21 protein-coding genes are annotated in these 22045 nt (G+C 60.6%); 4 read left to right on the forward strand and 17 right to left on the reverse strand.

The window, feature by feature from the left end:
* Positions 1–44 precede the first annotated feature (44 nt).
* From ACY9XZ_RS02445 to ACY9XZ_RS02500, 12 genes are all read right to left on the reverse strand, one after another.
* Positions 45–1004 carry a VOC family protein gene (locus ACY9XZ_RS02445; RefSeq protein WP_463455486.1) on the reverse strand — a complete coding sequence of 320 codons (960 nt, stop codon included), beginning with the start codon at positions 1002–1004 and terminating at the stop codon, positions 45–47.
* A gap of 445 nt (positions 1005–1449) precedes the next feature.
* The gene (locus ACY9XZ_RS02450) at positions 1450–2421 is read right to left on the reverse strand and encodes a VOC family protein (protein WP_463455487.1); all 972 of its coding nucleotides are present in this window, start codon (positions 2419–2421) and stop codon (positions 1450–1452) included.
* Between the two features lie 232 nt (positions 2422–2653).
* Positions 2654–3925 carry an amino acid ABC transporter substrate-binding protein gene (locus tag ACY9XZ_RS02455; RefSeq protein WP_463455488.1) on the reverse strand — a complete coding sequence of 424 codons (1272 nt, stop codon included), beginning with the start codon at positions 3923–3925 and terminating at the stop codon, positions 2654–2656.
* A gap of 93 nt (positions 3926–4018) precedes the next feature.
* Positions 4019–5065 (reverse strand): branched-chain amino acid ABC transporter permease, encoded by a 1047-nt coding sequence (locus tag ACY9XZ_RS02460; RefSeq protein WP_463455489.1) that lies wholly within the window; start codon positions 5063–5065, stop codon positions 4019–4021.
* A 4-nt stretch (positions 5066–5069) separates the two neighbouring features.
* Positions 5070–5963 (reverse strand): branched-chain amino acid ABC transporter permease, encoded by an 894-nt coding sequence (locus tag ACY9XZ_RS02465; RefSeq protein ID WP_463455490.1) that lies wholly within the window; start codon positions 5961–5963, stop codon positions 5070–5072.
* A gap of 365 nt (positions 5964–6328) precedes the next feature.
* Complete coding sequence (locus ACY9XZ_RS02470) at positions 6329–7027, reverse strand: ABC transporter ATP-binding protein (protein ID WP_463455981.1); 699 nt, start codon at positions 7025–7027, stop codon at positions 6329–6331.
* Positions 7028–7029: 2 nt separating this feature from the next.
* Positions 7030–7779, reverse strand: a complete 750-nt coding sequence (locus ACY9XZ_RS02475; protein WP_463455491.1) for an ABC transporter ATP-binding protein — start codon at positions 7777–7779, stop codon at positions 7030–7032.
* A gap of 87 nt (positions 7780–7866) precedes the next feature.
* Positions 7867–8826, reverse strand: coding sequence for an amidohydrolase family protein (locus ACY9XZ_RS02480; RefSeq protein WP_463455492.1), 960 nt, complete (start codon positions 8824–8826; stop codon positions 7867–7869).
* A gap of 164 nt (positions 8827–8990) precedes the next feature.
* Positions 8991–9371 carry a VOC family protein gene (locus tag ACY9XZ_RS02485; protein WP_463455493.1) on the reverse strand — a complete coding sequence of 127 codons (381 nt, stop codon included), beginning with the start codon at positions 9369–9371 and terminating at the stop codon, positions 8991–8993.
* 163 nt (positions 9372–9534) lie between these two features.
* The gene (dmpG, locus tag ACY9XZ_RS02490) at positions 9535–10572 is read right to left on the reverse strand and encodes a 4-hydroxy-2-oxovalerate aldolase (protein ID WP_463455494.1); all 1038 of its coding nucleotides are present in this window, start codon (positions 10570–10572) and stop codon (positions 9535–9537) included.
* Positions 10565–11506 carry an acetaldehyde dehydrogenase (acetylating) gene (locus ACY9XZ_RS02495; protein WP_463455495.1) on the reverse strand — a complete coding sequence of 314 codons (942 nt, stop codon included), beginning with the start codon at positions 11504–11506 and terminating at the stop codon, positions 10565–10567. The genes dmpG and ACY9XZ_RS02495 overlap by 8 nt, the downstream gene beginning before the upstream one ends.
* A 140-nt stretch (positions 11507–11646) precedes the next feature.
* A complete protein-coding gene (locus ACY9XZ_RS02500; RefSeq protein ID WP_463455496.1) occupies positions 11647–13161 on the reverse strand; it encodes an aldehyde dehydrogenase family protein in 1515 nt (504 codons plus the stop codon).
* 145 nt (positions 13162–13306) lie between these two features.
* Here ACY9XZ_RS02500 and ACY9XZ_RS02505 point away from each other — a divergent pair, with 145 nt between their 5' ends.
* Entirely contained in the window at positions 13307–14089 is a 783-nt protein-coding gene (locus tag ACY9XZ_RS02505) for a 2-keto-4-pentenoate hydratase (RefSeq protein ID WP_463455497.1), read from the forward strand.
* Between the two features lie 66 nt (positions 14090–14155).
* Here the strand turns inward: ACY9XZ_RS02505 and ACY9XZ_RS02510 are convergent, their stop codons facing one another.
* The 4 genes from ACY9XZ_RS02510 to ACY9XZ_RS02525 all read right to left on the reverse strand — a co-directional run bounded on the left by ACY9XZ_RS02510 (position 14156) and on the right by ACY9XZ_RS02525 (position 17874).
* Positions 14156–14917 (reverse strand): IclR family transcriptional regulator, encoded by a 762-nt coding sequence (locus ACY9XZ_RS02510; protein ID WP_463455498.1) that lies wholly within the window; start codon positions 14915–14917, stop codon positions 14156–14158.
* A 122-nt stretch (positions 14918–15039) separates the two neighbouring features.
* Positions 15040–15825 carry a 2-keto-4-pentenoate hydratase gene (locus ACY9XZ_RS02515; protein ID WP_463455499.1) on the reverse strand — a complete coding sequence of 262 codons (786 nt, stop codon included), beginning with the start codon at positions 15823–15825 and terminating at the stop codon, positions 15040–15042.
* Between the two features lie 598 nt (positions 15826–16423).
* Positions 16424–16801, reverse strand: a complete 378-nt coding sequence (locus ACY9XZ_RS02520) for a metal-sulfur cluster assembly factor (RefSeq protein ID WP_463455500.1) — start codon at positions 16799–16801, stop codon at positions 16424–16426.
* Positions 16798–17874 carry an amidohydrolase family protein gene (locus ACY9XZ_RS02525; RefSeq protein ID WP_463455501.1) on the reverse strand — a complete coding sequence of 359 codons (1077 nt, stop codon included), beginning with the start codon at positions 17872–17874 and terminating at the stop codon, positions 16798–16800. Before ACY9XZ_RS02525 ends, ACY9XZ_RS02520 begins: the two co-directional genes overlap by 4 nt.
* A gap of 107 nt (positions 17875–17981) precedes the next feature.
* Between ACY9XZ_RS02525 and ACY9XZ_RS02530 the strand changes: the two genes are divergently transcribed.
* The 3 genes from ACY9XZ_RS02530 (at position 17982) to ACY9XZ_RS02540 (ending at position 21317) form a co-directional block, all read left to right on the forward strand.
* Positions 17982–19334 (forward strand): methyl-accepting chemotaxis protein, encoded by a 1353-nt coding sequence (locus tag ACY9XZ_RS02530; RefSeq protein WP_463455502.1) that lies wholly within the window; start codon positions 17982–17984, stop codon positions 19332–19334.
* Positions 19335–19918: 584 nt separating this feature from the next.
* A complete protein-coding gene (locus ACY9XZ_RS02535; protein WP_463455503.1) occupies positions 19919–20152 on the forward strand; it encodes a DUF2249 domain-containing protein in 234 nt (77 codons plus the stop codon).
* A 1-nt stretch (position 20153) separates the two neighbouring features.
* Complete coding sequence (locus ACY9XZ_RS02540) at positions 20154–21317, forward strand: hypothetical protein (protein WP_463455504.1); 1164 nt, start codon at positions 20154–20156, stop codon at positions 21315–21317.
* Between the two features lie 15 nt (positions 21318–21332).
* On the opposite strand, the gene ACY9XZ_RS02545 is transcribed toward ACY9XZ_RS02540, so the two are convergent.
* Positions 21333–21980 carry a helix-turn-helix domain-containing protein gene (locus ACY9XZ_RS02545; RefSeq protein WP_463455505.1) on the reverse strand — a complete coding sequence of 216 codons (648 nt, stop codon included), beginning with the start codon at positions 21978–21980 and terminating at the stop codon, positions 21333–21335.
* Positions 21981–22045: the final 65 nt, after the last annotated feature.

Below are 22045 nucleotides of genomic sequence, written 5' to 3' on the forward strand. Positions count from 1 at the left end.
GGTGCCACCACTGGCCGGTCCGTTGAGGAAACCGCAACGCTGCCCTACTCGTCGGGATAGGCGAGCCCTTCCCAGCCGGGTCCCTCGCCGATCCACTGGTGAGATGTCTCGCCACCGATCTCGTCTTCAGTCCACTCGATGGGCTCCCAGTCGGGTTCGAAGTTCAGATAACCTGGCCCGGCGAACAGTTCAATCGTGACGCCACTGGCCGGATCCGAGACGTAGAGAAAGTCAGCGCGGGTAATCGCGTGTTTCCCTGGGCCACCGTCGGGTGCGAGACCGTGCTCCGCGAGGATGTCAGCAGCGGTCCAGAGGTCTTGGAGGCTGTCGACGTGGTAGGAGACGTGGTCGAACATCGGTGGTTCGCCCTCCGCCAAGCGGTGTATCGCGAAGTCATGGGGGAGTGGCGTTACCGAGAGCCACCAGCCCCACAGCCTGTCGTCGTTCGTTCGGTACTGTTCGTTGATCTGGAAGCCGAGGTCCTCCTGCAGCCAGGCGGCGTGTTCGGGAGACACACAGTCCTGAACGTGTGCGTGATCGATCCGCCGGGGGGCGATCCGGTTGCCGTGTTGCTCGCCGTACACTCTGTTTTTGAGCTTCGACCGCTTGCCCTCCGGCGCGTCGGGCTTTACGACGTCGTAGTAGAACTCGTACGGGTGCCCGAACTTCTCGACGCGGATCGCCTCCCCTTGGCCGGTTTCCTCTCCGGCGGGAACCCGGGTCACATCGTCGCCGTCGGCCTTGAGGGAGGTGGCGATTTCTTCGAGCGCCTCGGGGCTTACCGTCCGGAACGCGATATGATCGACGCCAGTCGAGCCGGTCTCGGTGATCGACAGGGTGTGGTGCTCCCAATCCCGCATCCCGCGGAAATAGGCTGTGTGATCCTCGCGTTCGGTAAGCTGAAACCCCATGACGTCGCGGAAGAACCAGATGGACTCGTCGAGATCCGGTGTCTGTGCCGCGACGTGCCCGAGTTTCGCGATCGGTGCCTGTGGTGCGGTCACACTGCATCACCCTCCGAGCGGATGACACGTTGCCGGCGGTTGTAATTCCATGCAATTCTTGCTTCTAGTTGTCGCTTCATGGACAGTCAGTTGTGAGTGGATTCTACATGATAATATATGTTTGGAAAGCCTTGGTTTTCGGTTCCCGAACGAACAGCACCAGAGTGGTCGGATGGGGTGGAACAGCCGGTCTACCTGACGGTCCGTTCAGGACAAGAGCGAACCGTTGCAAGTACCGGGGGCCAGTGGGCATTACGAGGGTGCATGCTGTAGTGCGTGACTCCTTTCAACTGGTCCACCTCGCTGAGGCAGTGGCATACACCCGGGGTTTCTCTCGCATGTATCCGTTCGCCGCGTCGTTCCCCGTCTACTCTCTCTGCGCAGTATCCCGACAGTAATCGATGGGTAACGCCCGACACAGTCGAGACAATGACACCGTCAAGCACTACCTGACGTATTTGCTTCCGTCCCATGTCGGGCCGCCGCCGTGCCACTGGTGGTTCGTCGCGCCGCCGATCTCGTCTTCGGTCCACTCGATAGGCTCCCAGTCGGGCTCGAAGTTCAGGTAGCCCGGACCGGCGAACAACTCCAGCCTCACCCCGCTGGCCGGATCTTTGACGTACATACAGTTCGCTCGCGTGATAGCGTGCATGGCCGGGCCGTTGCTCCGGTTGTTGATTTCGAGCCCGTGCTCGCTACAGATGTCGCCGGCGGTCCAGAGGTCCTGGAGGCTGTCCAGATGGAACGCGACGTGGTGGAACTCGGTGGGTTCTTCTGGCGGCTCACGGTGGATGGCGATGTCGTGAGGGAGTGCGGTGACGGCGTACCACCAGCCCCAGTACTCACCCTCACTCGTCTGGTATCGCTCGTTGAGTTGAAAATCGAGCGTCCCACGGAGCCACTCGTCGTGGTTTTCCGCGTTCTCGCCGGGATCGTTCACGTGAACGTGGTCGATACGGCGTGGGGCGATGCGGTTGGCGGTCGTCTCGTCGTAGACGCGGTTCTTGAGGCGGGAGCGTTTCCCCTCCGGCGGTGTGGGCTTTTCGACGTCGTAGTAGAACTCGTAGTTGTGTCCGAACTTCTCAACGCGGATCGCCTCGCCCAGGCCGGTTTCCTCCCCGGGATCGAGACGCCGTACTGTTTCACCTTCGGCCTTGAGTTGGCGTTCGATCTCGGTGAGCGCCTCCGGACTCGTCGTCCGGAACGCCATGTGCCCGACGCCCGTCTCACCGGACTCGGTGAGACTCAAGGTGTGATGTTCCCAGTCCCGCATCCCGCGAAGATAGGCGGTATCACCTTCCCGTTCGGTTACCTGTAACCCCATCAGGTCACTGAAAAACCACAACGATTCCTCAAGGTCTGGCGTATGGATCGCGACGTGTCCGAGCTTCGCGATCGGTGTGTGTCTGCGAGTCATGGCTGTTGCAATACGCTGTCGCTCGGGTGCGATGGCAGTCTCCCGTCCGACCGACAGGCATTGGAGGGATCGGCTCAAGCTGGGATATAGACGGGCCCAAAAAATAGGGCCAATTTAAGTAGTGATCGGTCTGCCCCCGGCTCCGCAGGCCGGGTGTTCGAACGGGTGAACGGAAGAAGTGGGCCGACTTCACCGTCGGCCGCCGGGGAGAACTGTTGTATTCGCGCCGCGATTACTGTTCTATCGGATAAATCAGATCGCGATACGCCTCGCCGTCGGTTTCGGGGTAGACGAGATGCTGATTCCCGTCTATCCACTGTCCCATCGGACATTCGAGCCCTTCCGGCCGACCTACATCGTCGAAGCTGAACTCTCCGGTGACGGTCTGATAGTCCGTACTCCTGAGTGCCTCCCGGACATCGTCTTTCGCGTTGGACCCGGCGGCGGTAATGGCCTGCTCGGCGACCTGTGTCAGGTTGTAGGCCGCGCCGGTCATCACGGCCGGCAGGTCGTCTTCGGGGACATCGTAGTTCTCGTAGTAGGTCTCAGTCATCTCCTCGTTACCGTTGCCGGTCAGTCCGGGCACCCAGCCGGGCGCCATGACGACGTGCTGGCCAGCTTCGCCCAGTGCGCTCCACCAGCCAGACGTGTCCGCTGCGCGCGTGAACTGGATGAATTCAGGCGTGAAGTTCGACTCGTTGAGCTGTTTCATCGCCGTGATCCCGCCATCAGGAGCCGGTGTTCCCAGCAAGATCTCGACGCCGGCATCCTCCGACTGGGAGATCAGCGAACTGAAGTCACTGGCGTGGAGCTGGTGGGTCTCACGGAACACTGTCTCGAACCCGGCGTCCTGAAGCGTCTCGTCCCACATATCTGCCATCTCGATGCTCCAGTCAGTGTTCGGTACCCACTGACCGACGTTGGTCGGTCGCTCGGCCTCGGGAATCTGTTCGAGGAGATTTCTCGTCCCTTCGACGTGATCGCTACTCTTTGGGAATGGAACGTTCGTCCACTCGTAGCCACGCTTCTCGTGGAGCTTGTCGTCCGAGAAGGCGATGCCAAGCATCGGGATCTTCTCCTGCTCGGCGATTGCGGCCGTCGCGGTACCGAGTACGCCCGCGAAGCTCCCCCAGATCATGTCGACATCGTTGTCGCTGAGGATCTGGGTGAGGTTCTCCCGGAGAACCTGTGGATCGCTCTCGTCGTCTTCGACGACGAGTTCGACTGTCTGTCCGTTCAGCCCGCCGGCCTCGTTCATCCGGTTTACGCCCATCTCGTATCCGCGCCGGAGGTCGGGAGCGATAGCCGAGAAGGCACCCGTCTCGGGCAACGTGGCCGCGATCGTGTATGGTCCGGATCCGCCGCCGGTCGTGCCGCCATCGCCGCTACCGCTGTCGTCGTTGTTCTCGTTCCCGTCCCCGCTACAGCCAGCGAGTCCGGCAAGACCGACGACGGTTGCAGTACTACTCGTTCGGATGAATTGCCGCCTATTTATATTTGTCATTGTCCGACTACAGTTTATGTAGTGTAATCTGTAATAATAAATATGTGGGGTAGGAAGACCGGCGGTCGTTCCCACACACCACCGGAGATATCACTAATCCAGGTCAGTCGTCGACTCAGTCGGTTGGGACGGGTCGGCCCTCCCATCACCGGATGAGCCGTCCGTTTCGCCCGCCGGGGCCGAGAGACGGTTCTGAACGAAGCCCCAGAACCCCATGGGGATGAAAATGACGAACAGGACGATAAGGAGCCCCTCAAGGGTCGTCGCCAGCGCTCCGGCGAGGTCCGCCAGGATTTCGTCGATCAGCATGAAGATCACCGTCCCCACGAGGGGGCCGAGCATGGTCCCCATTCCCCCGAGAATGACGATAACGAGGGAGTCGATCGTCCAGCCGACCCCGAGCGTTGAGGAGGGGTTGAGATACAGCGCGTATTGCGCGTACAAACCGCCGGCTACACCGGCGAAGAACGATGAGACGATGAACGCCCACATCTTGTACCGCAGTGGGTTTGCGCCGAGGGTGTTGGCCGCATCCTCGTCGTCCCTGACTGCCTGCATCCCCAGCCCGAGGCGTCCGTTTTTCATGTAATAGGTAGCGACGAAGATAGCGACGACGGCCACGATAGCGACATAGTACACGCCGGTAGCCCCGAAGTCATTCTGGACGTAGTAGCCTGTCGCTCCGCCGCTGATCGTCCGCGAGTTGTTCAGGATGATCTGGATAATCGTCCCGAGGGCGAGCGTCCCGATCGCGAAGTAATGCCCGCGGAGTCGGAACATCGGCAGCCCGACGATCGCCGCGAGGAGGGCAGCAGCAAGGCCACCAACCACGATGGCAACGATGGGATGCGTTGCGAGCCACCCGGGAAGCCCTGCCTCTCCTGGGGTGGTCAGCCACGCGCTGCCGTACGCGCCGATCCCGAAGAACGCGGCGTGCCCGAGCGAGATCTGCCCGGCATATCCGGCCAGCAGGTTCCAGGATATCGCGAGGATCGCGAACACGAGCGTCCGCAGCAGTAGATCCTCTAGCGCGTTCGACCCAAACCTTGGAACGAGCGCAAGTGCGGCGACAGTAACGATTCCGATGGCGGTTGCTTCACGGCGGCCGAGTGTCGGCAAACGGTCACTGACTCCCATCATCGTATCACTCACCCCCGTCCGTCTGTCCGAATAGTCCCTGGGGTCGGAAGATCAACACCAGCAGGAAGATCATGAGACTCACAACGTCCCGGTAGCTGCCACCGATAAGCACTGCGCCGACGTTTTCCGAGACGCCGATCACAGCGCCGCCGACCAGCGTTCCGAGGACACTACCGACGCCGCCGAGCACTACCACTGCAAAGGCCTTCAACAGGTACGCCCAGCCGACATACGGGTCGAACGGGAACAGCATCGACAGGAGCGCCCCGGCCGCCCCAGCCACCCCGGCACCGATGGCCATGGTGACCCGGTACACGTGGTCTGTGTCGATCCCCATGTACCGTGCGGCGGTCGGGTTCTGTGCCGTCGCGCGGATGGAGCGTCCCGTTGCGGTGTACTGCAGGAAAGCCCATGTCAGTGCGACAAGCAAGACGGCGACGACGAATGTGACCGTCCGCGAGGAGGACAGCGAAATGCCCCCGAGCAGGAAGCTCCCGGAGACGATGCCGAGATCCGTCGTCTGGGCTTCGCTCCCGAACAGGTAGTTGTCGAGAACGAACTGCCACGAGTTCTGGATAATGAGCGCGACACCGAACAGGAGCAAGATCGGTTGTTCAATCCCTTCGCCGAGAACGTACTTGAGAATTTCTTGGAGAAGTACGCCGATCAGCATGAGCACCACGATAGCTACAACCATGCCCACGATCGGGGACAGACCCATTGTCATCGCTAGGATCACAGCGACGTAGCCACCGATCATGAGCAGGTGGCCGTGTGCCAAATTTACGATATCCATGATCCCGAACACGAGGGTGAGGCCGAGGGCGGCCAGCGCGTAGATGCCGCCGAGTAACACTCCGTTCACGGCCGCCTCAGCGATGACATCGAAGGAAATCATCGTCCCTCCGTCATCGGTCCCGGGACCGGGGCCGTCGACGACCCCTCGGTAGTTTTCGCTCGGTTTGTACCGTCTATCGTTCGCGTGTTGATTGGGTTTTCCATGTGTCTACAGTAGTGATCGGATTGCGTGGGTCGTTGTCTCACAGGTGGTGCTCGTCCGCGGTGGTGTTGCGCCCGGCTTGGGACGGGGACTGCAGCTCAGAACAGGAGAGCAGACCTCGCCGCCGAGCGCAAAGGAGCGGTGCGTGCAGTGGTTTGATCTAGAGTGGTGTGTCATAAGTGGCACTGTCTCACCGTGGTCAGTTATGGCGTTTAACCGGGATGTGAGGGCGACACGTCGCGACGGGAAATCCATACGTGTTCTCACCCACCCAGATACGACGCCTCAACGCGTTCATCGGTAGAGAGTTCGTTGGCATCCCCAGAGAGGGACACGCGTCCGCTCTCAAGAACGTACCCGCGATCAGCCACCCTGAACGCGTTGTGCAGGTCCTGTTCAACGAGCAACACCGTCACCCCGCGAGCAGTGATATCTTCGATGGCGTCGAAGACGTCTTCGACGAGGACTGGCGCGAGGCCGAGACTGGCCTCGTCAAGCAGCAGTAAATCCGGGTCGCTCATCAGCCCGCGGCCGATAGCGAGCATCTGTTGTTCCCCGCCGCTCAACGTCCCAGCCGACTGGTCGCTTCGTTCCTCCAGGCGCGGGAAGATATCGAACACCCACTCACGGCGCTCGGCCACGCTTCCATCAAGCGCGTGGGCGCCGAGGGTAAGGTTCTCCGCAACGGTGCTATGAGAGAATATCTCTCGACCTTCGGGCACGTGTGCGATCCCGCGCTGGACGACCTCTTCGGGCGGAAGGGTGTCGATCCGCTCACCCTGATACACTATCGATCCCGACAGCAGCGTCAAATCGCCACAGATCGTCTTCAGAACCGTGGACTTCCCGGCACCGTTCGCGCCGAGCAAAGCGACCGTTTCGCCGGTATCGACGGACAGAGAGACGTCCCAGAGGACCTGGACATCACCGTAGGCCACGTCGATGTTTTCGACCGACAGCAGCGTCACGCGATCTCACCTTCCGTGTTGGCGCGGTCACCAGCCGTTCCCTCGCCGAGGTACGCCTCGATGACTGCTGGGTCGGACTGGATCTCCGCGGGCGTCCCGCGAGCTAGCAACTTCCCGTTGTTCAGGACCATCACCCGGTCGCTGACAGACATTAACGCACGCATCACGTGGTCGATGAGAAACACGGTCGTGCCGCCGTCGCTGATCTCCTCGATGAGTGCGACGATCGACTCGGTCTCCTCGTGGTCGAGCCCGCCGGCTACCTCGTCGAACAACACGAGATCCGGATCCGTCGCGAGGACGCGGGCAATCTCCAGGCGTTTGAGGGCACCGACGCTCAGTTCGTCAGGTTCCCGGTCCCGGAGATCGGAGAGCCCGACGAACTGAAGCACCTCGTGGGCGCGTTCGTGGGCGTCGTCGGCGTCCCCGCCGAATTCGGCTCCCACAGCGACGTTCTCCACCAGGGTGAGGCCCTCGAACGGGCGAACAATCTGGTGGGTCTTCGCGAGACCGAACTCACAGAGTTTGTACGGGGACCAGCCGGTTACGTCCGTGCCTTTGAACGTCACCGTGCCATCGCTGGGTGCGTACGTCCCGGACATCATGTTGAACAGCGTTGACTTGCCCGCGCCGTTCGGACCGATGAGTCCAACGGTCTCACCCCGTTCGATCTCGAAGGAGACCTCGTTGACGGCTACTAAGCCACCGAACCGTTTGGTAAGGCTGTCGCCGGTTAGTAATGGCATTCGTAGTGCAGTGTTCTGTATGACCTCAATTAAAGTTATGGTATAATACCCGAGCAGCCGACCCCAGGCGAACGAGGCTTCGGCCGGTCACTCGAGGAGGTTGCGAATGTTACCGGACCTGATACCCTCCCGCGCCGCTTGACTGATGTCCGCCGTCTCGATGGCAGCCAGCCCGGTCTCGATGCCGGCACGGCCTCGATCGGGGCCGAACGGGTAGTCCGTGCCGAAAACCATCGTGTCGCCGAAGAAGTCGTGGGCGCACTCTTGGGCGGCGACCGAACCGCCCAGGGCCGTGTCAGCGTAGAACTCCGCGAAGTGGTCGCTAACTGGTCGGTCGAGGGCCGGCAGATCGGTGGCGGCGTAGTTTTCCGGGTACTGCATTCGCGTCTCGTAGAACGTATCGATACGGCCGCTGAAGAAGGGAATCATGCCCCCACCGTGGTGGGAGACGAGGTCGAAGTCGTACTTCTGTGTGACCCCACCGAACACGAGGCGGGACAGCGCCAGCGTGGTGTCGAACGGCCAGCCGAAGAGGCGGTGGTCCATGTACTCGCTCGCCCAGCCGTACCACTCGTGGAGCTGTGGATGGAGCCACAGGGGTGTGTCCGTGCGCTCGGCCGTCTCGAAGAGGGGTTCAAACTGCGGCCGGTCGAGGGGCTCGCCGTCGATGTTCGAGAAGATCTGGACACCGGCCATGTCGAGGTCGTCGCTACACCGCTCGAACTCGTCCATCAGATCGTCAGTCACCTTTGGAACGGTGCCGACGGGGATGATCGCGTCGGGATACTCGTCGGCCAGACGCCGGATTTCGTCGTTCGCGAGACGGGTGATTTCGAGCGCCGCTTCGTCGGAGAGTCCCTTCCAGAACGGCAACGGTGCCATCGAGACGACGTGTTTGTCGACGCCATACGCCTCCATGTCAGCGAGACGCTGCTCCATGTCCCAGAGGAACGCTGGCCGCCCACTCAGTCCCGAAAACTCGTATTCGGAAACCAGGGTGTCGAAAAAGCGTTCCGTCAGTGCGTGGGTAAAGCCATCTATCGTCATGCTCGTCCGATGATTGTGGCCTGCCCGATGATAGTTGCTGGGATTCGACGGGCGAGCAGATGCTCGGTGTGAGCGATTGCGATGGTCGGACCGCTACGAGGGCCGAAACTAGTCGCCCCAGCGGATAACGCGGGTCGTCTGCACGACGTTCAGCGAGTGGTGTCTCAGTCGAACTCTTCGACGAGTTCGATCCCATAGCCTGCGGGGTCTTCGATGAAGGCAACGCGTGCACTGGCCCCTGTAGAATCGAGCGGGCCTCGGACGAGGGTAGCGCTCCCGTTCTCGACGAGTCGCTCGAGTTCAGCGTCCACGTCGTCAACCGCGATGGCTACGTGGTCGAAGGGCCCGTCCGCATCCGGGTCGATGTCTCGATCTGGCTCGTGTTTGAACTGGATCTCGATATCGCTCTCGCCAGCGACGTAGACGTTGCGTGCACCGTCTCCGCTGACGAACTCGTTTGTCTGCTCCAGCCCGAGTTCATCGACGTAGAAGGCCAGCGTCTCTTCCATGTCCGATACCCAGACTGCGTGGTGGATGACGTCCATACTGGAGGCAGTTCACAGCGGCGCATAAAATTCCCGGATCGGTGCGAGTACGGGACCGCTTCTGTCGGTTGTTTCCCCGGCTGTGATAGTCCGGGTTCATCGGCCCGGCCAGCTCTATCGATGAGGCAAGCCGGGAAAACGAACGGGGCCGTTTCTAAACGCCTCAGTCGTCGGACGCTGTCGACGTGTCGTGTTCGTCGGCAAGGCTGGAAGCGACATCGGTGATCAGGTCCTCTTGGCCGCCGACGACTTCCATCTCGCCAAGCTTGATGAGGATTTCACGCGGGTCAACGTCGTACTTGTCGCCGGCGCGGCGCGTGTGCCGAAGGAACGACGAGTAGACCCCGGCGTATCCAAGCAGCAACGAGTCGTTGTCGAGTTTTGGCATCTCGTCGTCGGAGATCATCGGTACGAGGATGTCTTCGGCGGCATCCATGACGCCGAAGAAGTCAGGGGCGACATCGTATCCAGCCTTCTCCAGAGCGCCGGTGAGGACCTCGATCTGAGCGTTACCCGAGCCAGCCCCGAGGCCGCGGAGGCACCCGTCTACGGTGACAGCACCTTCCTCCAGTGCCGCGAGCGTGTTTCCGATGCCCAGCCCGAGATTGTTGTGCGCGTGAAAGCCGACGTCGATCGAGAGCTCGTCGACAAGCAGACTCACGCGCTCGCGGACGTCAGCGGGGAGCATCGCGCCGGCAGAGTCCATCACGTAGACGGCATCGGCGCCGTACTCCTCCATGAGCTTGGCCTGCTCCAGAACGGTCTCGGGCGGCGCCATGTGGGAGAGCATCAGCAGACCATTGGCCTCCAGACCCCGGTCCTTGGCGTATTCGAAGTGCTCCTGAGAGACATCGGCCTCGGTGACGTGGGTTGCAAGCCGGCAGATGTCGGCCCCTCGGTCGGCAGCCATGTCCAGTTCCTCGACAGTCCCGATTCCCGGCAGGAGGAGCACAGAGAGCTCCGAATTGGAGAGTTTCGGCACGACGGCGTCGAGGTACTCCTCGGTGTCGGCCGCGGAGAACCCGTAGTTGATCGAAGAGCCGCCCATGCCGTCCCCGTGGGACACCTCGATCACGTCCATGTTCGCGTCGTCGAGCGCGCTGGCCACCACAGCCATCTGCTCAGGCGTAAAGGAGTGGTCGACGGCGTGCATACCGTCACGGAGCGTCATATCGACCATGCGGACATCGCGGTCAGTCATGGGCAACCTCCTCAACGCTACCTGCGTCCAGCCGTTTCGCCGCGACACGCTCCCCGGCACCCAGCGCGGCGCTCGTCATGATGTCGAGGTTGCCAGCGTACGGCGGGAGGTGTTGGCCCTCCCCCTCGACTTCGAGCATCGTCGTGAGAATGACTGTGTCCTCGAGATCGAAAGCAACGTCGTCGTTGCTTTTGACCTCCGGTTCCATCGTGACTTCGTAGCCGGGGACGTACGTCTGGATCTCGGATTCCATGCGGTGGATCGACTCTCGTACCGCGTCGACATCGGTATCCTCGTCGACCTGTGTGTGGATCGTGTTCCGCATCATGATCGGCGGTTCGGCCGGGTTGAGGGTGATGATGGCCTTTCCTTCCTCGGCACCGCCGACCTCCTCGAGGCCAGCGGATGTCGTCGTCGTGAAGGAGTCGATGTTCTTGCGCGTCCCCGGTCCGGCGCTCTTCGAGGCGATGTGTGAGATCATCTCGGCGTAGTCGACGGGAGCCACACGGTCGACAGCGTGGACAATCGGAATTGTCGCCTGCCCACCACAGGTTACCATGTTGATATTGTTCGTCCGGCCGACAACGTCGTCGAGGTTAACGACCGGAACAGTGTATGGCCCGACCGCCGCTGGCGTCAAGTCGATAGCGAACAGACCGAGTTCATCGTAGACGGGGGCGTTGTCCTCGTGGACGTGGGAGCTTGTCGCCTCGAAAACGATATCGAACTCGTCCGCGTGTTCCCGGACGCTGTCGATACCGTCAGTGCCGACGTCGATGCCCTCCTCGACGGCCGCTTGGAGGCCTTCAGACTCCTCAACAGGGAAGATACCGATCATACGCTCCAAGTCGATCGACTCCCCTCGATCAAGTATCTTGTACATCAGGTCGGTCCCGATGTTACCTGGACCTACGATTGCAGCTTTGACCGCCATGAAAGTATGAATCCAGCGGCGATATTTAAGCGTATTGGTGAGACATTCCTCAACGCATCGTATACGGGTAGCTACCGGCGTCGACAGCTGCCGAACCGTAGTCTGAGCGAGGAATAGGATGGGGCTGGAACCCCCCTGCCTCAGAAGGGGTAACCGCGCGATTCGCGCTGGACCGAGGTCCACTTCGACTCGGTGAACTCGTTGATGATCCAGTCGCCGTTGTACCGCCCCATGCCGGAGTCCTTCATACCGCCGAAGGGAACGTGGGGTTCCGCGTTGACCGGCTGGTCGTTGACGTGCATCATGCCGACATCGATGCGGTCTGCCACGTCACGGGCCCGCCCACGGTCCGCCGAGTGAACCGACCCGGCGAGGCCGTACTCGGTGGCGTTTGCCAGTCGGACAGCCTCGTCGTCATCAGCGAACGGGATAATTGGGGCGACGGGGCCGAAATGCTCGTTGCAGGCCGCAGACATATCGTTCGTAACGTCGGTGAGGACGGTTGGGGCGACGTACAGGGAGTCCGCCACGCCATCGACGGTAACTGTCTCTCCGCCGGTCTCGAGGGTTGCCCCTTGTTCAACGGTTTGCTCGACGTATTCGATGATCTCGTCGCGCTGAGACTCGTTGATGATCGGTCCGATGATCGAGTCGGATTCTCGGGGGTCCGCGATATTGAGTTCGGACGCCCGCTGGGTGAACTTCTCGGCGTACTCGTCGTAGATCGATTCGTGGACCAGATGGCGGTTGATTGAGATACAGACCTGCCCCTGGTTCCAGAAACTGCCGAAGATTCCGGCGTCGACTGCGGTGTCGAGGTCGGCATCCTCCAGGACGACGTGTGGGTTGTTCCCGCCCAGTTCCAGGGCCGGCAGCGCGAAGTGATCGACTGCGTTGTTGCCGACCATCTTCCCGACTTCCGTCGAGCCGGTGAAGGCGACGACGTCGTTGTCCAGGTGAGCCGCTGTCCGATCGCCGGCGGTCGAGCCGGGTCCCGTGACGACGTTGAGGACGCCGTCCGGGAGCCCGGCCATGTCGAACAGTCGCGCGAGCAGTAGGCCACCGGTGATCGGTGTTTCGCCCGCGGGTTTCAGGACGACGCTGTTCCCGGTCGCGATGGCCGGTGCGACCGCGCGGATTGACAGCTTCAGCGGGACGTTCCACGGAGATATCACGGCGACGACGCCCGCGGGCTGGCGCTGGATGATGTTCTCCTTGCCGGGGATCTTCGACTGATTGTGCTTGCCGTCCATGCGGAAGGCGTAGGAGGCCGCGTCGTGCACGAACGTAACCGACCCGCCGTGTTCGATCGCCTGCTTCGGGGGCGTACTGCCACCCTCTACGGCGAGCAACTCCTTTATTTCCTCCTCGTGGTCGTCGATCAACTGGGCGACTTTCCGGACGACTTCGGCACGGCGGTCAGGTGTCGTCTTCTCCCAGTCTGGCTGGGCAGCCACCGCGGCCTCGTAGGCGTCGTCGACGTCCTCAGCGGTTCCGGAGGGGACCTGAGTAACGACCTCGCGAGTCGCTGGGTTCTCGACATCAATACGGTCACGTGCGGGTACTGATCGCCACTCCCCATCGATGTAGAGTGCATCCCAGTCGGCGTTAAGCGACAGGTCGGTCGCTTGTTCTGATGGTACTTGTTCGGACATGGTTGACAGCGGAAAGTTATGCGAGTGGATATAAAAACTTGGCGCCCTTGGTAGGGTTTGTCTTGTAGGGCCGTTCGCTCAATGTGGGTGAAGACACCGAGACGTTGTAGGTAAGATTAAGTGAGGACTCCCACATGACAGTTGTATGAGTCTGAACGACTCGGAGAAGACGGATTACGCGAACCGACTGTACGACGCCTACGAGACCAAGGAGCCGGTCGAACCGATTACAGAGGATGAGGGGGAACTGACGACCGAGGAAGCCTACGAGATTCAGGCGAAAGTTGTCGAGCGGATCCGAGCGGACACTGCAGGTATCGGGCACAAACTCGGACTCGTCAGCGAGGCAAAACAGGAACAACTCGGTATCCAAGAGCCCATCTTCGGCTACATCTCGGAGGAGAACGTCCTCGACAGGGAGCCGATCCCGGCCTCAGACATGATCAACCCACGGCTCGAAGCCGAGATCGGGTTCATCCTGGACGAGGACGTAGAACCGCCAGTCACGACAGCGGACGTGCTATCGGCGACGCGGGCTGTCGTGCCAGTTGTCGAACTCATCGAGAGTCGATTCAAGGGCTGGACGATCCCCACCGCACAAGATGTCATCGCCGACAATACCTCAACGGCGAAGCTAGCCATCGGGGAACAGTTCTCCGACGTCCGGGACCTAGATCTGGTCCACGAGGGCGTGACTGTCTCGGTAAACGGTGAAATCGAGGCGACAGGCGTTGGTGCTGACATCATGGGACACCCCGCTCGCTCCGTGGCGTGGCTTGGAAACAGGCTCGCGGACCTCGACGAACAGCTGGTAGCCGGCGAGCTCGTGATGAGCGGCGGTATATCGGCAGCTATCGACATCGAAGCGGGCGATGTCTTCCATGTCACGTTTGGCGAAATGGGCTCAGTGGAACTTCGAGCGGAGTAACCGGGTTTGAGTCGGGCAGTAGAACGAACGTCCGGGACCGGCGTTCGGACGATCTGAACTCACCGTCTACGTGTATTTGATTTCGAGGGAGATCTCGTTTGCAGTACTCTGAACCTCGCCGATGATATCGTCGTCAAACCCTTCCTTCCCGAGCCGCCGAGTCGGCGCCGAGATGCTGATCGCGCCGAGGAGGTCATCGTTCACGCGGATTGGAGCGGCAATACAGGCTAGCCCCTCGGTACGCTCTTCGTGTTCGGTCGCGTACCCCTGATCGCGGAAGCGTTCGAGTTGGTCGTGGAGTTCGTCTCGGTCGGTGATCGTGTTCTCGGTCATCTTCGGAAGCCCCCAGTGATCGATAATTTCGTCTACGCGCTCGCGAGACAGGGACGCAAGGATCGCCTTCCCGATGGCGATGTTGTGCAGGCGGATACGAAACCCCACGTGCGTGTCGAGGCTGACGGCGTAATCGCCGCGGGACTGATACAGATACACGCCCTTGCCGTTTTCCTCGGTCATGAGGTTGACCAGCATTCCGGTATCGTCGGCCAACTGATCTGCCTTCGACCGACCCACGTCGTACATCTCGTGATCACTACGGACATACCCCCCGAGAGTCAAAAACCGGAAAGAGAGGTGATACACGTCGTCGTCTTTCGTTACAAACCCATGTTCCCGCAGGGTACTCAGATGGTTGTGAATGGCTCCCTTCGTCATGTCGACGCGCTCTTCCAATTCGTGGATTCGAGCGCCATCGAGGTCTCGGAGCTCCGAAATGAGCCTGAGTGTCTTTTCTGTCGTCCGGACCGGATGGTTTGCCACGTGATCCATATCCTGTATCACTCACCAAGCGTCAAAGCGTTTTCGATGTCAAAACAGGCAGTCGGTTTCTGAAACCGCTCCACCGGAGATTCCTGGGTCCGGTGCGGCTTAGTCAGCGTGGTGAGCGTAGCTTATTCATCGCCAATACGGGCAGTGATTGTGCCAATCGAAGTGAATTCCGCCGTCAGCGCGTCGCCGGGTTCCACGTCGACGGCTGGGGTCAGAGAGCCGCTCAAGACGAGGTGACCCGCCGAGAGGTGCTGGTCGAGGTCGTCGAGGGTGTTCGCTAGCCACGCGACCGAGCGGGCCGGATGGTCGAGGACGGCTGCGCCCACACCCGAGACGGCGAGGGTTCCGTTGCGGTAGAGTTTGACGCCCTCAAGGGAGAGATCTAGGCCGTCAGGGGAGGTCGTCGCCTCGCCGGCCAGGTACATCGATGACGAGGCGTTGTCCGCGATAGTGTCCTGGATCTGGATGTCCCAGTCCCGTACACGACTATCTATGACTTCCAAGACCGGAACGACAGCGCGTGTCGCTTCGAGGACATCGAGGTATGTTACCGGCGCTGTCAGTTCCTCGCCCAGAAGGAAGCCGACTTCTGGTTCGACCCGCGGGGCGATCAGTCGCTCGGCCGGGACGGTACGGCCGCCGACGAACATCGTGTCCAGGAGACGCCCGAAATCCGGTTCATCGACGCCGAGCTGGTCCTGAATAGCGTCGCTCGTGAGTCCAACTTTGTGGCCCGTGACCGTCGCACCGTCCTCGATGCGACGGTCGACGAATGCGGATTGGATATCGTACGCGTCGGAGACGCCGAGATCGTGAGCATCAATCAGTGGCTCAATCGGCTCTCCAGTCTCATGGGCCTCGTAGAGATTCTCTGCGAGTTTCTCTCTGGTGGCGTCATCTATCGGCATATCCATACGTCAGCGTGCAATTACAAATACATTCGGGAATCCCACGCTCCCGTCTCCGCATTGACACCGTGCCAGAGAGTGTTTTTACATTGAAAACGTATTGCTGCCACCGCTTGGATCGGATAAATACGCAGATGTAGACATTTACACGGCCTGTAAAGTGGAATCACTGCTGGGCGAGGGGGTAAAGTCGAAACGATAGCCGAGGAGCGCCGGTGAACGGCCACTGAATTGTGGACAATTCCGTTTAGGTAATCAAAACATGCGTGGTGGCAAGTCGCCATGTCACTCAATGGAGGCCAATACACAGTCCAGTGGATCACACGCTCTGATCAGTCCGCGACCCTCTGCCGAGTTGGATAACAACTGTACAACCGTTATTGTTCCTCATCAGATCGTGGCACTTGAGTATTCGACGATATACTGACAGTCCAACAAGGTTTTCAAATACAAAATACTGTCACAGGCCTTCACCTCTGGCGGCCGGTGAACGAACCCGTGGTGCACCCAATCTCAGCCCGGCCCCGATTACCCGAAAACCAGGCTGTAAAGACGCCTCAGCTTTGAGGGTGAGTAATCTCCGATGCTTGGGAGCCGATCAGGCATCGGACGGAGGGCAGTCGCGCTCGTGATCCCGCTCGTACCGCGCACGGTGTTCGTCGAGAACCGCCTGCCGACGTCGTTTCGCGGCGTCGGTCATCATCGATTCGGTCCACTCGAACCCGTCGTCACTCGTTACCGCGACAGTCTCGATGCCGTCGAGATCGCCGACACGCTCTTCGATCTCTTTCATAAAGTACGATACCTGGTGGCACATCGGCGACGTGAGTCTGATATCAACGCGAACCTGACCGTCAGTGGCATCAATCGACTTCACGAGTCCCATCTCGACGATGTCCAAGTTCGATCCGGTCGCGGCGCTACATGGGTCCACAATGTCCCGTAGCGCCGTCCGGATTCGATCGATGTCAGTCATTGTGCAACTATCTCGAAGTCCGTTGTCGACCACGGCTCGTCGGCAGGATCGACCTCAGAGTACTCGTCGTCGGCCATACTTGCCTTCAGTTCCTCGATGTCGAAGCCGTGTGCCTCCGCGAAGTTCTCTCCCAGGATCTTCCGTTTGTCCGCCTGTGTGAGCTGGAACGGACCGCTGAAGCTCTCCATCTCCGGGAAGTCATACTCCCAGAACCGTTCGAGGAGTAGCTGTGGGTGGAAGTGAGGTGCGCCAGTACCCCAGAGCAGTTTGTCCACAGCAGCTTTTCCACCGCCGTACAGGAGTTCCTCCAGCGTGTCGGCGAAGGAGGCCTGCGACGTTGCAATTTCGGCGAGTGTCAGTTCCAGGTTCACGTACACGTTGGGGTGACGGGCGATCTGCCACCCCGTCTCCTCTGCGAAGGAGATGCCGCCATGGACGATCTCGAAGGTGAGATCTGGGAAACTAGCGGCGGCTTCCTCGACGTCGCCGACCTTGTAGGACTCCATCGGGACGGCACCGAAGGGAAACGCCTTGTGTACGGCGACGACATCGAGGCCGAGGTCGGCGACATGCTCCCAGAGGGGGAACGCAACTTCCGGATCGTCCATCCGAAACCCGTGATGGGTCCCGTCGGCTTCCCAGTACGAGGGGTAGACTTTCACGCCGTGAGGATCGAACTCCTCGACTTGTCGGGTCAGGTCCGCCTTCGGATCGTCGAGCCCGATTGGGTCGATACTCGCTAAGGCTGCAGTCCGGGTCGGGTTGCGTTCAACGAACCGCTTCGCCTTGGCTTCAGCCGTCAAGCCATCGTGAAAGACGGTGATGGACTGAGGATGAAAGACGGCGAAGTCGGTCTGACTCTCCCGGAAAAGCGTGCTCGTCGTGTCCGCCACCGGCCAGTCGCTGAGAAACGTCTCCTGGGTCCGCCGGTAGCTCCCGGGCATCTTTTCCTCCAGGGCGACACCGATATCCGCTACCTGCTCGGCGTACCGCGGAACGCGGAAGTTCGATTCGGCCTGGTTGTACGCGTGGGTAACTGCGTCCGCGACGAAGACATCGTTAAGGGATGTCATAGAGAGAAAGAGCACCATGATCGGTAAAAAAATTGTGCCCTCGTCAAAACAAATCATGATAACAGAGGCAGGGGTTTTATTATCGATGATGATTCTCTCCAAGAATAGTGACACGATCTAACACAGCGACATCGGATGCTTCCACCCTGTACGTCCCCCCGGAAGGCATTTCGGAGAAGGAACAGCTCCGCGACGAGCGTGACTTCTGGAAGCATCTCTTCGACGACCTGGTGGAAAACTTCCCGATCCCTGTCCTGACCGTCAACGACGACGGTCGGCTCACGCACTGGAACAGGGCCCACGAAGAACACATCGGCCTCGACCGAGAACAGGTCCTTGGGAAGGAGGCAAACGATGTCATCGCAAACGAAGAGACCGACGAGGTTCTCGCCGAAGAGATAGTCCGCACCGGCCGCGTCGTTCGCGAGGACGACGTCCGGTCGACCAAACAGTCCGACGGTGGGACCCAGCACGTCCGTGTTGCCGGCCAACCGCTCCGTGCCCCCGATGGATCTGTTGTGGGTGCGTTCGAGTACGTAAACCCCGTGACGGATCTCGTCGAACAGCGCCGGACGGTCGAACGTGCTCAGTCCCAGATCAATGAGGAGGTGGGCGAAACTGTCACTACCCTCTTGAAACGGTCCGAAAACGTGGCAGAAAGCAGTCGATTCATCGAAGAGACGGCGTCAGAACAGGTCGACAGCCTTCGAGAGGTGAGCGAAGAGATCGCGGACTTGAGCGCGACCGTCGAAGAGGTCGCCTCGAACGCGAATGAGGTCAACAGCGAGAGTCAGCGGATGAAAGAGCTCACTGACGAATCCAAGGCGGAGGTGGAGACGACCCTGGAACGGGTCGGTGAGGTCACGGATGCCGTTGCTATGCTTAATCAAAACGCACAGACGCTGGAATCCCGGGCCACTGATGTCGAAGACGTGGTTTCGGTGATCAATGACATTGCCCAGCAGATCAACATGCTCGCCCTCAATGCGAACATCGAGGCCGCTCGGAGTGATGCCGGCGGATCGGGGTTCGCCGTGGTCGCCGACGAGATCAAGCAACTCGCTGAACGGACGGAACGCGAAGTCGCAACCATCGAAGCGGCGGTCGAGGAAATGACCGCAGTCGCACGCGAAACCACCGACAGCGTCGCAACGACGAAAGAACACGTCGCGGAGGTCGACGAACGTATTCAACACGTCGATGAGAAGCAGGACCGCATTCGTGTCGCTGTCGATGAGTCCGTCCGCGGGATCGAACAGATCGCTGATGCCACAGACGTTCAGGCCGTCTCCGCCTCAGAGATCTCCGCTATGGTCGATACCGCTGTCGACGAACTCAAAGAAATCGTCGGCGAGATCGGTGACCTGGCGGCCGCTAACAAAGCACACACCAAAGAGGTCCGAACGGTGCAGGACCGTATCCAGGAGGTTGAGGAAGAGCTCAAATCCGAATCCGGCTGACTGAGCCTCACCTCGGACAGTACGTCCGAACGCTACTCGCTCACCCCGATTCCTGCCGACGGGTGGGGTTCGGCTATATTTGCGGATAGATCGAGGTATCGACCGGCATAGCGGTAGTCACTGATAGACCTGAACAAATAACATCGGTTCTCTAGTGTGTTGAGTACAGATCTGGTTCAGTAGCGCATTAGATGCTCCGAGAGAACATCAATTAATAAGATAATACAGCAGATAGAATAATTATACGCTGATATTGCCAATATATAAAAACATATGGATAAAATATACAACTAAGATAGATTATCTGTGTGCGAATGGTAATTCGATATCTAAATATCTGTATATAGTGGATCTTTCATATCTATGTCTGTATATTCGAGGAATGTAGGTGCATAAACCGACCTTACTATTGGTTCGGGACAGAGGAGCAGTGGCATGAAGATCGTCGAGTGTGCCGTGCGGACGGTTACAAAACCCTTGGTTGGGTTGGGACTGTCGTGCTTGAGCGGACGGATAGGGTGCCGAACCGCTAGTCGAACACGTTCGGGACAAGCGCCTGACTGGCGGGGACCGTCATCCGACGTATGAGCACAGATCAGCAGGAGTCGGTACGGGAACTCGACGTTCGGGAGGTCGACGGAGAGCCGTTCGGCCACATCATGGACGCCCTCGACTCTGTCGACGATAGCGAGGCGCTCCGGCTGGTGAACAGCTTCGAGCCGGTGCCGCTGTACGACGTTCTCTCGAAGAAGGGATACCGGTACGAGGCGGAGCAGGTCGCCGACGAGGAGTGGCACGTCACGATCCGGCCGGAGTGAAATGCGGGCCGAGCGCGCCTCGCGGTGGTTCGTCACCGCCAGCGCGCTGTTTTTCGTCGGCTTTCACGTCGCGATAGCGGTCGGCGCGCCCCGCCGCGCCGTCGTCACGCTCGGGCTCTACGGGTTCGTTCTGCACGTCCTGTTCGGGAAGGCCTACGCGCTCGTTCCGTCGTACTTCGACCGGGACCTCGCGTGGGAATCGGGGCCGGCAGTTCAATTCCCGCTGTCCGTCCTCGGCACAACAGGGCTGGCGCTCGTACCGTTCGGGCCGCCGTGGCTCCGATCAGTTGGAACCGCGCTCTGGGTCGGCGGCGTCGCGGTGTTTCAGGGCACGCTGGGGTGGACGATTCGTGACAACATCACCGGCGCGGCGACGGGGACCGGTGGTCCGAACGCCCATCGGAAGCCGGTCGACAGAACCGCCAACGTCGCGGTCCCGATAGCGCTCGGCTACCTCACACTCGCTGCAGGCGGCGCGCTCGCCGCTACCGCCGGCTTCGGGTCGGTTCTCCCCCAACAACTGTCGCACCTCCTCGCCGCGGGGACGGCGGCGGTGTTCGTCTTCGGCGTCGGCTTCCGGCTGTTTCCACGGTTCCTGGTCGCTGACGCGCCGCGGTCGGTCGTTAGGGTCGTCGTCGCCGCCGGCGCTGTCGGTCCCGCGTTACTCGGCTTTGGCCTGTTCGACCGCCGGCTCCTCCTCGTCGGCGGCGTCGTCGAAGCTGTCGCGGTCGTGGGCTTTGCGCTGTCGTATATCGGTCTCTTCTGGCGGTCGGAGCGCCGTCGCGTCGGGTTCTACGCGGTGCTGTTGGCGGTCGTGGCCGGCGTCGTCGGTATCGGCCTCGGACTGACCATCGCCGTCACCGGACGGGAGCCTGCGCTGGTCAGCGCACACTACCGGGCGATGCTGGCGGGCTTTCTCGGACTCACCGTCGTCGGAGCGGCCTTCCAGTTCTACCCGCCGGCGGTCGGCGTCTGGCCCTACGCGGACGACCGGACGGCGCTGGTGTCGATTGGACTGCTCGGCGGTGGACTCGGCATGCAGATACTCGGTCTCGTCGGCCGGTTCGACTGGATGCTAGCAGCCGGTACAGCGGCTGGAGTCCTTGGCGCACTCCTCTATGTATATCTCCTGCTGGCGGCGTTCGCTCGCCGGTGGCGTTTGTAGCGACGCGTTACGGGCCTACTCCGCGACGATGCTGTCGAGCAGTTTCGTCTGGGCGGCGGCGAGGTGTTCCGCGAACGTCGAAACGGAGATGTCCAGCTCCGTCGCCACGTCGCCGGCGTTGGCCCCCTTTGGATACTCGAAATAGCCCATTTCGACGGCCGTTTCGAGCACTTCCTGTTGCCGGTCGGTGAGCTGGCTCCGGTCGACCAGAATCGAATCAACCGGGTCCACGTCGCCGTTCCGTCGCATCGACCGGAGCGAGACGCCGTCGTACAGGTCCTTCAGCCGCGTCACGATGGCACGCACCCGGTCGACATCGGGAGCATGGAACGTCAGGTAGAGCTGTCCGCTCTCGGCGCGGATGTCCGCGACCGGACAGTCATACGTTTCGACCGCCTCACAGACACAGTCGGTCCGCGTCCGGGAGAACTGATAGCGGTCCCCATTGCCCGTGGCGAACACTTTGTCCATATCGCCCCGTGCCTCGATTGCGGCCTCGTCCGTGCCAGTCGCGGTGAACTCTTCGATGACCTGGCCGTCCTCGTCCGGGCTGCTTCGGGCAACGTCGGTCACGACCGCGCCCGCCTCGTCCGAGACGCTCGCCACCGGACAGGCCCCAGGGGCGTCGACCGACAGTTCCACTCTGATGCCGGAGTCACTCATACCTGTAACTGTGCCACCGTATTACAAAACGGGCTATGGGCGTTCCCACGGAGTGAAAAACCCCC

This window comes from Haloarcula sp. HT12 (assembly GCF_055271655.1).

What these genes read in the sequence shown, in the direction of transcription:
- ACY9XZ_RS02450 (WP_463455487.1), bottom strand. Translation starts at nt 2,421, where the DNA reads ATGACTCGCAGACACACACCGATCGCGAAGCTCGGACACGTCGCGATC.
- dmpG (WP_463455494.1), bottom strand. Translation starts at nt 10,572, where the DNA reads ATGACTGACCGCGATGTCCGCATGGTCGATATGACGCTCCGTGACGGT.
- ACY9XZ_RS02460 (WP_463455489.1), bottom strand. Translation starts at nt 5,065, where the DNA reads ATGATGGGAGTCAGTGACCGTTTGCCGACACTCGGCCGCCGTGAAGCA.
- ACY9XZ_RS02535 (WP_463455503.1), top strand. Translation starts at nt 19,919, where the DNA reads ATGAGCACAGATCAGCAGGAGTCGGTACGGGAACTCGACGTTCGGGAG.
- ACY9XZ_RS02540 (WP_463455504.1), top strand. Translation starts at nt 20,154, where the DNA reads ATGCGGGCCGAGCGCGCCTCGCGGTGGTTCGTCACCGCCAGCGCGCTG.
- ACY9XZ_RS02520 (WP_463455500.1), bottom strand. Translation starts at nt 16,801, where the DNA reads ATGACTGACATCGATCGAATCCGGACGGCGCTACGGGACATTGTGGAC.
- ACY9XZ_RS02495 (WP_463455495.1), bottom strand. Translation starts at nt 11,506, where the DNA reads ATGGCGGTCAAAGCTGCAATCGTAGGTCCAGGTAACATCGGGACCGAC.
- ACY9XZ_RS02475 (WP_463455491.1), bottom strand. Translation starts at nt 7,779, where the DNA reads ATGCCATTACTAACCGGCGACAGCCTTACCAAACGGTTCGGTGGCTTA.
- ACY9XZ_RS02545 (WP_463455505.1), bottom strand. Translation starts at nt 21,980, where the DNA reads ATGAGTGACTCCGGCATCAGAGTGGAACTGTCGGTCGACGCCCCTGGG.
- ACY9XZ_RS02485 (WP_463455493.1), bottom strand. Translation starts at nt 9,371, where the DNA reads ATGGACGTCATCCACCACGCAGTCTGGGTATCGGACATGGAAGAGACG.
- ACY9XZ_RS02480 (WP_463455492.1), bottom strand. Translation starts at nt 8,826, where the DNA reads ATGACGATAGATGGCTTTACCCACGCACTGACGGAACGCTTTTTCGAC.
- ACY9XZ_RS02515 (WP_463455499.1), bottom strand. Translation starts at nt 15,825, where the DNA reads ATGCCGATAGATGACGCCACCAGAGAGAAACTCGCAGAGAATCTCTAC.
- ACY9XZ_RS02510 (WP_463455498.1), bottom strand. Translation starts at nt 14,917, where the DNA reads ATGGATCACGTGGCAAACCATCCGGTCCGGACGACAGAAAAGACACTC.
- ACY9XZ_RS02465 (WP_463455490.1), bottom strand. Translation starts at nt 5,963, where the DNA reads ATGATTTCCTTCGATGTCATCGCTGAGGCGGCCGTGAACGGAGTGTTA.
- ACY9XZ_RS02505 (WP_463455497.1), top strand. Translation starts at nt 13,307, where the DNA reads ATGAGTCTGAACGACTCGGAGAAGACGGATTACGCGAACCGACTGTAC.
- ACY9XZ_RS02455 (WP_463455488.1), bottom strand. Translation starts at nt 3,925, where the DNA reads ATGACAAATATAAATAGGCGGCAATTCATCCGAACGAGTAGTACTGCA.
- ACY9XZ_RS02500 (WP_463455496.1), bottom strand. Translation starts at nt 13,161, where the DNA reads ATGTCCGAACAAGTACCATCAGAACAAGCGACCGACCTGTCGCTTAAC.
- ACY9XZ_RS02525 (WP_463455501.1), bottom strand. Translation starts at nt 17,874, where the DNA reads ATGACATCCCTTAACGATGTCTTCGTCGCGGACGCAGTTACCCACGCG.